Origin of the sequence: Alteromonas sp. 1_MG-2023, from assembly GCF_030547075.1 — a bacterium.
GTDB lineage: Bacteria > Pseudomonadota > Gammaproteobacteria > Enterobacterales > Alteromonadaceae > Alteromonas.
The window spans coordinates 21961-34090 of record NZ_JAUOQH010000016.1; the positions used below are offsets into that span (position 1 = coordinate 21961).

Here is a 12130-nt window from a genome sequence, read left to right on the forward strand (position 1 = left end):
TAAATGTAAATATACAAAAAATTAACTTTATACTTTAGTATTAAGAGTAAATTGTAAATGGCACCTTGAGCTAGAATTCAGATAAATTAAGGCCACTTAAGAATACTCATGGCTTTTTATTTAGGTATAGAGGTATGCTGAATATTGATTAATTTCATAGAGAACCAGCATGCATCATCATCATTCTCATGGGCATTCTCAAGATCATGGGCACGGGCATAGCCATGCAGAAACCGACAGTAGCCGTATAGGCTGGGCGTTCTGGTTAAACTTCTGCTTCACCATTATTGAATTTATTGGCGGGTGGTTAACAAACAGTGTTGCCATTATGGCTGATGCAGTACACGACCTAGGTGATACCTTATCGATAGGTCTTGCATGGTACTTAAGTAAACTGGGTCATAAATCGGCAACCGACAAATACTCGTATGGCTTTAAGCGGCTAAGTTTGCTGGGCGCTATGATTAATGGGCTAATTCTTGTTGTAGGCTCAGCGTGGGTTTTATCTGAAGCTATTCCTCGATTGGCTAACCCTGAAATGCCTATGACAGAGGGTATGATTGGCTTGGCAATAATGGGCATTTTCGTTAATGGGTTTGCGGCTTATAAGTTAAGTGGCGGCCATTCAATGAATGAAAAAGTGCTCAACTGGCACCTTATTGAAGATACTATGGGCTGGGTGGCAGTGCTCATTGTGGCTATTGTTTTACATTTTGTAGAATGGCCTATTCTTGACCCAATCCTCTCTATTCTGTTTACGCTATTTATCTTGTTCAACGTGTTGCGATACGTAGTGCAAACCATGAAGTTGTTTTTACAGGGTTCGCCTGATGATATTCAGAAGAAAGACATCACTGATAGCCTGTTAGCCATGGAGCATGTAGAAGAATTACACCATGTACATTTTTGGTCCCTTGATGGGGAGCTGAACGTGCTAACAGCGCATGTAGTCATAGATTGCAGTATTGATAACGCAAAACTGAGGGCGTTAAAGCAAGATGTATCAGACAGGCTAGCGCCGTTTAACTTGGCCCACACTACTATCGAATTTGAATTACCTGGTGAGCCCTGTCGAGATGACAGTGACAACTTACATGTTCACCCGCATCACCATGAACATGTTCATCTTTAATAAAAAAGGCGGCCAAGGCCGCCTGTTCGTATTATTGATGTGCTAAGCGCTTTAATCCTAATTCGTATCTGGTACGCCACCATTTTAGACTTATACCGATGGCGATAAAACACGTGCTCCACAGGCCAACCAAGGAAGGAATAAACGCGTTACTAATGCCGCCCACAAAACCTACCGGTGAGAACATAAGGTACAAAGTCACAATTAAACCAACCAGTACAATCGCGCAAGGAATAGCATAACACCACGGTGTCATATCTACCTCTGCTTTAGGTACAAAGCGCCATGGCTTTGCCATAGGGTAGAAGTAACCAATGGCCAGCATAATGCCAAGTTCAATGGCAAACAATATGGCGTAGATATGGATAAAGTTAATCTCTACTTGCCACACAAATTTCAGCAAGGCATACGCTATTACGTGAAAGATAATCGCGACCTTTGCCGCAAGGGCAGGCACGTTTTTAGTAAATAAACCCACCAATACAATGGTAATAACAGGAATGTTATAAAACCCGGTAAAGATACGAATAATCTGCCACAATCCTTCCGGTGCCAGCATTAATAACGGCGCAGTAATGAACGACACCACCGCAATAACTAAACTGGTAATTTTGGCTACGCGAATTAGCTGAGAATCACTCACCTTATCTTTCTTAAAAGGTTTATACACATCTAAACAAAATAGCGTGGCCGCACTATTTAATAACGAGTTGAACGAGCTAAATACCGCACCTAACAACACGGCTAAGAAGAAGCCTGATAAGTATTGCGGTAGCACCTCTTTTACTAAGTGTGGATAAGCTAAGTCGATAGTTTGCAGGTTTTCATTTTGATACAGGTGATAAGCAATTACCCCAGGTAACATCATCATAAAGGGCACGAGTACTTTAAAGTACCCCGAAAACAACACGCCCTTTTGACCTTCAATTAAGTTCTTAGCACCTAACGTACGTTGAATAACGTATTGGTTGGTACCCCAATAAAACAGGTTGGCCAATATCATACCGGTAAAAATAGTACCGAAGGGCACGGGATCATCAGCGCCCCCTATGGCATTAAGCTTTTCAGTTTCGGTGGTAGCGATAGTGGTCAAGCCGGCCGCAAAGCTGCCATCACCAAGTGCAATTAAGCCTAAGATAGGTACCAATAACCCAACAATAAGAAGCCCTACACCGTTAATGGTGTCTGACACTGCTACCGCTTTTAAACCGCCAAATATGGCGTACAAGGCACCGATACTGCCTACCATTACAATGGTAACAATAAGGCTGGCTTCATAACTTAAGTTCAATAACCCGGGAACATCGAATAACCGAAGTACCGCAATAGAGCCTGAGTAGAGCACCGAAGGAATAGTAATTAAGGTGTAACCCACCATAAATAGCACTACCGTCATTCTTCTTACGTTGTCATCAAAACGGTCACGTAAAAACTCGGGTAAGGTAGAAAAAGCGCCCGCTAAATAGCGGGGCAAAAATATCAGCGCCATGATAATGGTAGAAATACCCGCGGTAACTTCCCATGCCATAGCACTTAAATTGTACCCAAAGGCAGAGCCATTAAGCCCAATGAGTTGCTCTGCCGAGAGGTTAGTCAGGATCATAGAGCCTGCAATGAAGGTGCCGGTTAACCCCCGACCTGCTAAGAAGTAGCCGTCTTGTGTATTTACTTCGCCTTTCGTTTTCATGTACGAAATAATGGCGACCACGGCCATAAAGGCCATACAGGTCAGTAAGGTAAGCGTCACATTCATGCTAATACTCCGACGACTATTGCGGCCACATAGTGGTAGCAGACATATCCATTTCGGTATGTTCTACCTCAGGGCCTAAAACCACTTGCTCACCTTTGCGAACAAATACTGCGAGCTCATTCAAACCTAGAATTTGCTCGTAGTACTTACCGCCTTGGTAAGTGTCATCGTTTGTCGGTGAAGTGCTATTAGCATTAAAACGTACCCAATCACCTTCTGGTAAATAGAACTTCACTTTACCGCCAGGCACAATACAAGGCACCACTAACAAACTTTCACCGCACATGAATTGTTGTTCAAACTGGCGGGCAAGTGGGTCGTTAGGGAAAGCGAGTGCCATAGAACGCTGCACTGGTAAGCCGGTTTCACTGGCTTGTTTTGTGGCTTTTTCTAAATAGGGCAGTAAGCGATAACGCAGTTTTAGTGCGTCGAATACGGCGTTAGATGCTGCTTCGCCGTATGACCAAGGTTCGCGAGGGCCAATGCCATGCAGGCGCATATGAGCAGAGAACACCGATGCCTGTGCCCATCGAACATAGAGTTCAGCGTCACGGGTATCTTTATAGAATCCGCCGATGTCGGTGGCGAAGAATGGACCGCCCGACATGCCCCAAGAAAGGCTTCCTCGAATACTCGCAGCGAGACCATGCCAGTCTGCTTGAGGGTCGCCGCCCCACTGGGCAGGAAAACGTTGGCTGCCTGTCCATGCTGAACGACTGAACAGAAATGGCCCTGTTTTACAATATTTCTCAGCGGCTTCGTATACGCAGCGGTTATACAGCATGCTATATACGTTATGCAGTCGGTCACCTGAATCACCGCTGTAAGAGAGCATGTTGTCATCTTCTAACTGCTCACCAAAGTCGGCTTTAATCATATCAACACCCAATTCGAACAGGGGCTTGTGTGATTCTTTCCAGAATTCGTACGCATCAGGGTGGGTAAAATCTAAAATACCTGAATCTGGTAGTGGAGTAAGTACTTTACCGAAAGGGCTTAAATCCCACTCGTAGCGATAAGCTTCACCCGTGCGTTTGTCTTTAATTAACCAGCCTTTTTCAGCGGCCTTTGCGTACAGCGGATTTTTCACTGAAATCATGGGGTATTCCCATACGCAAATTTTAAAATCCATCGCTTTTAGTTCATCAAGAACTGGCTTTGGATCGGCGTAGCGAGTTGGGTCCCATTCAAACGCAAAACGGGTATCGGTATCTTGCCATGCGCGACCATCTAGCGTAATGACATCGCAAGGCATGTTCTTTTCACGCACTTCGCGGGCCACGGCTAATAGCTCTTCTGAATCTTTGTAGTAGGCCTTGGAAAGAATAACGCCTAGGCTCCACTTAGGTGGAACAGGGGCAAAGCCAGTTAAGCTGCTGTAAGTATGAATACTTTGCGCGGGGCTGTCGCAGTGATACAAGAACAAATCTAATAAGTTGTCTTCTACCACGCAAATGTATGCACGCTGCGACCAAGGCGCATAGCCTACGCCGTGAGTCACTGGCGTTGGCGTGTGAACAAAAAGGTTCCAGCCTTCAGGGCTCCACGCGTAAGGGGTATTTTTATAAGACTTTTCGGTGTTTACGCCAAGTGCATCATGGTTATATGAACGAACCAGTTGACCCCGTTTATCTAGCTTGCCCCATTTTTCACCTAAGCCGTAGATTGATTCATCGTCACCAAGTTCTAAACAGATTACCCAACCGGCATCAGTTTTAGCGAAAGGCGGAAGACGATGTTGGCGCACAAAGTGCCCATCGGTAGCAGACTCTTGTACTAAAATATCGTTTCGATAAAGTTTGAAATGAAGCGGAGCAGAAAACAGTTCTAAACGATACTCGCCTGCGTTAACGGTGCAGTGTTGCTCATTGCCCGTGAAAACCAGTTGCTTAGTACCGGGTGTGGTAATAAGCATGCCATAGTCAAAGCCATCATCTAACGTGGCATCTTCTCCACCTGACTGAATGCGTAGGCCGAATTGGCTGATAGAAAATAGCAAACTGCCATATTGGGTGGGTACCGCTAAATGGTTTTCGTCGATTAAATAAGGGCTAGCAGTAATGTCCGCGGCCTTGATGCTGTTCCAGTCTGGCTCGATTACCGAAAATGCATTGCTCATTTCACTTCACTCTTGGTGTCTTATATAAGACATAAGTTAATGAAATGTAACTTAGCTGTCAACGAGCAATTACACATTTCAGTACGATTTATTACAAAACGGATCATTCTAAAGCTGAAATTTAAAGGCTGCGAAAAACCTTATGTTAACGAGCAGCCCACGTGCTATTAGGTATTCAGTTAATCACATGAGGCACATTTTGAATGATTAACGTTAAGCCGCTAACTGCTAACGTGCTGATAGCCAGTAATCTTACCACACTCGGTTCAATTCGCGCGGCCAGCAGCCTACCAATTCGCGTAAATATTAATATGAGTGGGATAGCAAAGAGGGTAGATATAACCGTGGTATGATCGGGCAGGGTGCCAAAAGGCACCATGGCTAAACGTATAAGCGCGGTAACACTAAAAATGGCAAGTAAGGTATAGCGCACTTCGTGTACAGACCAATTTTGGCGATAACATTGGAATACTACCGGTGGACCAAAGGTAGAAAATAACCCCCCTAACACACCGCCTAACGCGCCTGAGACTAAAAAGCCCCAACCTTTACCTGACGCACTGGCTTTGCTTCTTTTTATAATAAGTAACAAGCAACAGGTTAAAATAGCTAATCCGAGTAAAATATTTAGCCAAACCGACAAGCCAGCGGATAGAAACTCAAGTAAAGCATAGCCTACAGCAATAAAAGGCACCCCACCGAGCAGCACCAACATAAAAGCTTTACGGTGGATTAGGTGAATATTCTTCAACACAATACTGGTTGAATTCACCAAGCCTAAAACACTAATTAAAAATGTTGTGGCGGTAAGAGGAAGTAAATTAAACAAGGTAAAACTAGATACCACCATTAACCCGAAGCCAAACCCGCTCAGGGTTTGCAGCACAGTGGCAAAGCCTAATAAGATGAACATGGGAATTAGGGTTTCAAGTAACATTTTGCATCTATACCTGTAGTTGTATGTGATTTACATCAAAAATGCGTTATAACTCTTGTGTATGATATAACAACGAAAATTAAGTATTAGGTTAGGGTTCCATGTCTTCATCTCAGTTTGACCACAAGTTAAGTGGTCCCAGTCTTGCTTTCCAGCCGCTCTATCAGCAAGTTGCCGAATACATTAAGCAACTCATTGTGGAACGTCGGTGGCAGCCTGGTGAAATGTTGCCAAGCGAGTTCAAATTGGCTGATGAATTCAAGGTTAGCCAAGGCACCGTACGTAAAGCGTTAACCTTGCTTACCGACACTAAAATTGTAACACGCCGTCAAGGTGTCGGTACCTTCGTATCAGAACATACCGCGCAAGATGCTCTATTTCGCTTTTTTCCTCTGCAGGCCGACGGCAAAGGCGCAGACCTACCTAAAGCTGAGTTGCTTGGCGTAGAATTAATATCACCGGATAAAAGCGTACAAACTGCTCTGAATTTGACGGGTAAAGAGCGTGTAACTAAGCTAGAGCGCAGACGAATTCTAGATAACGAATTCTGTATGCTTGAAACGGTCTTTTTACCAGCTAAATATTTCGCCGGAATTCATGAACGCAAAGATATTCCCCATACCTTGTACCACTTCTATCAAACAGACTTTAATCAAACGGTATTTAAAACCCGAGATAGTATTAAAGCAGTATTGGCTACCGATAATGACGCCAAATTGTTGCAAATAAAGGCGGGAGAGCCTTTGATGCTAGTCACTCGTGTCACTGAATCTATTGACGGAAAGCTAATTGAATATCGTGAAAGCAAATGCCGCAGCGATCATTACCATTATCAGGTAGAGTTGGATTAACGATAGCTTATTCACGAAAACCCTTTCCCTTCTCGAGAGGCTAATTTGTAGCCGAGCTTTTGCAACACAACTATCGTGACAGAGCGTTAGCCAAGCTACTGCCGCAGTGGAGAATGATTCCGAGCTTCTATACGACGCTTGTATTTCTACAACCTCAGCGCTAAGCCACTGTGTTTAACTCACTAGCGCTAGTCTAGCTTTATCAATACCATCACTTTGCTTTATCAGTGCGGTCACTAGGCTTTGTATTGTCACTAACCACTAGTTACTAACAACGAGCAAGTAAGCCAAGAAGCGCAATTCATCTCATCGCCACTATCAAATTGTCAGCGTTGATTTATTTTGTTAACACTTTGTTGACATGGCATACGTCCTATAATAACTTATGTCTTATACAAGACTAAAGTCTTTTTTATAAAACAGGATTAAAGTTATGAACGCGTTGGAAAAAATCCCTGAAGTTGGGTTCGGTTTCTGGAAAGTCGATACGGCTATCTGCGCCGATACAGCATACGAAGCGATTAAAGCAGGCTATCGCCATTTAGATTGTGCTGCCGATTACGGTAATGAGAAAGAAGTTGGCGAAGGTATTCAGCGTGCTATCAAAGATGGCCTTTGTACCCGTGAAGAGCTTTGGATCACATCGAAACTTTGGAATACCTTCCATGCGCCTGAGCATGTGCCATTGGCACTTGAAAAGACATTGAGCGATTTACAGCTAGATTATCTCGATTTGTACCTTATTCACTTCCCGATAGCGCAAAAATTTGTGCCGATTGAAACTCGTTACCCACCAGAGTGGTTTTACGATACTACGCAAGAGAACCCAACAATGGAGTTGGCTCCAGTGCCACTTTATAAAACATGGGAAGCCATGGAAGGTTTGGTAGATAGCAAGAAGGTTAGTCGTATTGGTGTATGTAACTACAACACTGGGCTGCTGCACGACCTAATGAGCTACGCCCGTATCAAGCCTGCCATGTTGCAGATTGAATCTCACCCTTATCTAACACAAGAGCGTTTAATTCGTTTAGCGAAAGACTACGACATGAACGTAACCGCGTTCTCGCCATTAGGTGCCCTGTCTTATCTTGAGTTAGAAATGGCGGATAAAACCGAGTCGGTACTTGAGCAAGACGTAGTGAAAAAAGCTGCTGCTGCTCATGGTAGAACACCTGCACAAGTGGTACTTCGCTGGGGTGTACAACGTGGTAATGCCATCATTCCTAAAACGTCGAAGCCTGAAAGAATGCGCGAAAACTTAGTTCTGTTCGATTTCGAACTTACCGGTGAAGAAATGCAGGCCATTTCAGCGCTTAACATGAACCGACGCTTTAACGATCCAGGTCACTTCTGTGAAGCTGCCTTTAATCGTTTCCACCCTATTTACGACTAGGAGAGTACTATGAGCAACGCAATCGAATATGCCAATGTGCCGACTCAACACAGCTACAATGGTCAAGTTTTTCCACAAATAGTGGTAAATAACGATGGCTGTAAAACCGTAGAAGAAACAGTGACGTTTATTCAACAGAACCAGGCTGAGTTAGAAGCACAACTCGCCATTTCGGGGGCGTTGTTATTTAGAGGTTTCCCTTTAAATTCTGCTGAAACTTTTGATATCTTCTCTGCGGGCTTTGGGTATGCAAACTTTACCTACAAAGAATCGCTCTCGAACGCGGTGCGCATTAACTTTACCGAGCGTGTATTTACCGCCAACGAAGCGCCTAAAGACGTAGAGATTTTCTTGCATCACGAAATGGCACAAACGCCAATTTCACCTAGTAAGGTATTCTTTTACTGCCAGTCAGCGGCTGATAATGGCGGCGCTACGCCATTGTGTCGTTCAGATAAATTGTTTGAAGCATTAAAGGCGGAAAACCCTTCGTTAGCTAACGATTTTGCTGAAAAAGGCTTGAAGTACACCACTACTATGCCCGCTGCCGATGATGCTAATTCTGGGCAGGGCCGAAGCTGGAAAAGCACGTTAAGTGTAGAAAGCACCGCAGAAGGCGAAGCAAAGCTAAAAGAGCTTGGTTACAGCTGGGAATGGTTGGGTGATGGTAGCTTACGCGCTATTACCCCAGTGTTGCCGGCTGTCATTGATCTCGGTGACGGTTCATACTCTTTCTACAACCAACTTATAGCGGCTTATATGGGGTGGAAAGGGGTGCGTGAAAACCCGTCTTCAGCCATTACTTTTGGTGATGGTTCTGCTATTCCTAAAGAAGGCTTAGAGCGTATTGCTGAATTATCTCAGCAGTTTACCTTCGACCTTGAATGGCAAGATGGCGATGTTGCGTTAGTTGATAACTACCGCTCTATGCATGGCCGTCGCCCCTTTTCTGGTGAAAGAAAACGCCAAGTATTAGTCGCTCTTGTCGCAGCTGAGCGTTAATTGTTATGACCGAGTTTGCCGCAAAGTGTAAATCGATTTGGCCTGGGTTTGGTATTGCCACAATAACCGGTATGGCAGCACTGTTTTTAAGTGAACATTATGGCGCACCTGCCATGTTGTTCGCGCTGTTACTGGGTATGGCAATTTCATTTTTGTATCAGGCCGATGGGGTGTGCAAATGCGGCATTGATTTTACCGCCAGTACGCTATTACGTGCTGGTGTTGTATTGCTGGGGTTGCGTATTGCCTTGGGTGACTTAGTCGTTCTTGGTTGGCAAACCGCAGCCATGCTGGCTTTTGCCATTTTCTCAACCATAATGTTGGGCGTGGTGATGGCAAAAAGCGTGGGTATGCAAAAGCGCTTTGGCGCATTAACCGGCGGCTCGGTAGCTATTTGCGGGGCCTCTGCGGCATTAGCAATTTCTACTATTTTGCCTGCAGGCAAAAATCATGAGCGGGATACGCTGCTAACGGTAATTGGCGTAACTGCTATGTCTACCATTGCCATGATTGTTTACCCTATTATTGCTGGGCAATTGGGTATGAACGATACCGAAGCGGGCATTTTTCTAGGTGGTACCATTCATGATGTGGCGCAAGTAGTAGGTGCTGGTTATTCAGTGTCTGAAGACGCGGGCGATATGGCTACGCTAACCAAACTGGTTCGGGTTGCCATGCTATTGCCTGTGGTCATGATCATGATGGTTGTTATAAAACGTGCACATAGCAGCACGCAGGATGTGGATAGCGAAATGCCCAAGCTACCATTGTTTCTTGTGGGTTTTGTGGCGCTAATGCTATTAAATAGTTTTGTTACTTTACCTGAAGTGGTTATCGATTCAGGCTCACAGATATCACGATTTTTTCTTGTAGTATCAATCACTGCCATTGGTATGAAATCAAACTTAGGTAAGCTGGCTGAAGTAGGCATGTTACCTATTGTACTTATTGTGACGGAAACCCTTTGGATAGCCCTGCTTATATTGGGGTACTTGTTTTTAAGTTAGTTAACTTGAGTTGGTTTTTAAGTTAGTCAACTTGAGTTAGTTATCTTAAGCTAGCTTTCTTAAGTTAGTTTTTCTTGAATTAGCTTTTCGACATCAATGCACTCGTAAAGGAGGCAATGCGTGCCTATCTCAAATAAATCTAAGCAGGGTGTGAGCACGCATTCTGAATCATCAAAGCAACAGCCTTTGGCAAACGAAACCGGTATTCATGCCTTATACGCCGAAAATCCTATTGCCGCAGACGAGCAAGTATTCGGGCGTAAAACCGACGGGCTAACACGACGTGGTTTTCTATCAGGTTTTAAAACCCTCTCTTTGTTACTAGGCGCAGAAATTGTTTATGGTCGCTTTATGCCAGCAGGGCTTATTCCGGCTGCATTAGCGCAGACAGAAACGCCCTTTAGCATTGAAGGTAAAGACGGGTTGGTGGTACTAAACGACAGGCCTATTAACGCCGAGACACCCGCGCATTTACTTGACGATAAGGTTACACCTGCGTCTAAATTATTTGTGCGTAACAACGGGATTGTGCCTGAAATAACCCCTATTGATTTTGATGAAAACGCATGGACACTCACTATTGAAGGAGAGTCGGCAGCTACATCTCGCACCTTCACCTTAAGCGAACTTAAAGCCAATTTTAAACATTACACCTATCAACTCACCCTTGAGTGCGGCGGAAATGGCCGTTCTGAATTTTCCCCTGCGGCCAGCGGTAATCAATGGACTACCGGCGCGGTAGGCTGTCCGTCATGGACAGGCGTTCGATTAAAAGACGTACTTAACGCCGTAGGTATTAAAGACGATGCAATTTACATAGGTTATTACGGTGAAGATTTACATTTAAGCCGCACTCCCGGCAAAGCGGCTATTTCCCGTGGCGTGCCTATTGGCAAAGCATTAGAAGATGAATCGCTAATTGCCTTTGAAATGAATGGCGAACCGCTACCGCTAATGAATGGCTTCCCCATGCGATTAATGTTTGGCGGCTGGCCAGCTTCTACTTCGGGCAAGTGGTTGTCGAAAATTGTTATTCGCGATCGGGTACACGATGGCGCGAAAATGGGCGGCAATGCCTATCGTGTGCCGTGCAAACCAGTCGCGCCAGGCACGAGTGTGCCAGAAGATGAAATGTGCATTATTGAAGCCATGCCGGTGAAATCCTTAATTACCCACCCCAAGTCTGGTGCCGAGCACAACAAAGGCAAAGTGTTGGCGGTACGTGGGCATGCATGGAGCGGCGAAGCCGCGATAGCCAAGGTGTTTACCTCGATTGATTTTGGACAAACGTGGCAACAAAGTTCCTTGTCGAAGCCCGTAAATAGGCACGCTTGGCAGCACTTTAATTCAGAAATTAACTTCAAGCAGGCTGGCTACTATGAAATTTGGGCGCGAGCTGAAGATGCAAATGGCCGTTCTCAGCCAATGGTGCTACCTGGTTGGAACCCCAAAGGTTACTTAAACAATGCGTGTCATCGCATTGCAGTAAAGGTGGTGTAGCCAATGAACAGGCTGACAAGTGCGCTAATGCTATCGGTGTTATGTACTACATCACTAGCAACGCTAGCTAACGAACATAAGCTCAACCCCGCAACAGGGCTTGTTGATGCCACGGGGCATAATATGGTGGCTGCACATTGTACTGCCTGTCATTCCGCTAAGCTTATTTCGCAAAATCAAATGAGCCGCGAACGCTGGCTTGAAGCTATTCGCTGGATGCAAAGCACGCAAAAGCTATGGCCCTTAGGCGATGCAGAGCCGGTTATTCTAGATTATCTAACGACGTGGTATGGGCCCAAAACCCAAAGTCGCCGTGCACCTATTCCAGCTGATTTAATGCCGGAAGGATCAGACTAGTTTTATCGCGGCTAAAAACGAAAACACCCAGATTATAAAGATAAAAAAACGGGAGCATAGGCTCCCGTTTTTGATG

Annotated in this window: 10 protein-coding genes; 7 read left to right on the forward strand and 3 right to left on the reverse strand. The window is 44.9% G+C overall.

Features of this window, described 5'->3' with window-relative positions; all coding sequences use genetic code 11:
• The first annotated feature begins 169 nt into the window (after positions 1-169).
• A complete protein-coding gene (locus Q4561_RS15630; RefSeq protein WP_303461851.1) occupies positions 170-1132 on the forward strand; it encodes a cation diffusion facilitator family transporter in 963 nt (320 codons plus the stop codon).
• Positions 1133-1163: 31 nt separating this feature from the next.
• Here the strand turns inward: Q4561_RS15630 and Q4561_RS15635 are convergent, their stop codons facing one another.
• The 3 genes from Q4561_RS15635 to Q4561_RS15645 all read right to left on the reverse strand — a co-directional run bounded on the left by Q4561_RS15635 (position 1164) and on the right by Q4561_RS15645 (position 5941).
• On the reverse strand, positions 1164-2885 hold the full coding sequence (locus Q4561_RS15635; protein ID WP_303461852.1) for a solute:sodium symporter family transporter: 1722 nt from the start codon (positions 2883-2885) through the stop codon (positions 1164-1166).
• A 16-nt stretch (positions 2886-2901) separates the two neighbouring features.
• The gene (locus tag Q4561_RS15640) at positions 2902-5004 is read right to left on the reverse strand and encodes an alpha-xylosidase (protein ID WP_303461853.1); all 2103 of its coding nucleotides are present in this window, start codon (positions 5002-5004) and stop codon (positions 2902-2904) included.
• 175 nt (positions 5005-5179) lie between these two features.
• Positions 5180-5941 carry a sulfite exporter TauE/SafE family protein gene (locus tag Q4561_RS15645; protein WP_303461855.1) on the reverse strand — a complete coding sequence of 254 codons (762 nt, stop codon included), beginning with the start codon at positions 5939-5941 and terminating at the stop codon, positions 5180-5182.
• A gap of 101 nt (positions 5942-6042) precedes the next feature.
• Between Q4561_RS15645 and Q4561_RS15650 the strand changes: the two genes are divergently transcribed.
• From Q4561_RS15650 to Q4561_RS15675, 6 genes are all read left to right on the forward strand, one after another.
• The gene (locus Q4561_RS15650; protein ID WP_303461857.1) at positions 6043-6792 is read left to right on the forward strand and encodes a GntR family transcriptional regulator; all 750 of its coding nucleotides are present in this window, start codon (positions 6043-6045) and stop codon (positions 6790-6792) included.
• Between the two features lie 433 nt (positions 6793-7225).
• Positions 7226-8188: an aldo/keto reductase gene (locus Q4561_RS15655; RefSeq protein ID WP_303461859.1), complete on the forward strand. Its 963-nt coding sequence runs from the start codon at positions 7226-7228 to the stop codon at positions 8186-8188.
• Positions 8189-8197: 9 nt separating this feature from the next.
• Positions 8198-9190: a TauD/TfdA family dioxygenase gene (locus Q4561_RS15660; RefSeq protein ID WP_303461860.1), complete on the forward strand. Its 993-nt coding sequence runs from the start codon at positions 8198-8200 to the stop codon at positions 9188-9190.
• Positions 9191-9195: 5 nt separating this feature from the next.
• Complete coding sequence (locus tag Q4561_RS15665; protein WP_303461862.1) at positions 9196-10197, forward strand: YeiH family protein; 1002 nt, start codon at positions 9196-9198, stop codon at positions 10195-10197.
• A 150-nt stretch (positions 10198-10347) separates the two neighbouring features.
• Positions 10348-11697 carry a sulfite oxidase gene (locus Q4561_RS15670; protein WP_368411532.1) on the forward strand — a complete coding sequence of 450 codons (1350 nt, stop codon included), beginning with the start codon at positions 10348-10350 and terminating at the stop codon, positions 11695-11697.
• A gap of 3 nt (positions 11698-11700) precedes the next feature.
• Positions 11701-12054, forward strand: a complete 354-nt coding sequence (locus tag Q4561_RS15675; protein ID WP_303461865.1) for a hypothetical protein — start codon at positions 11701-11703, stop codon at positions 12052-12054.
• Positions 12055-12130 lie beyond the last annotated feature (76 nt).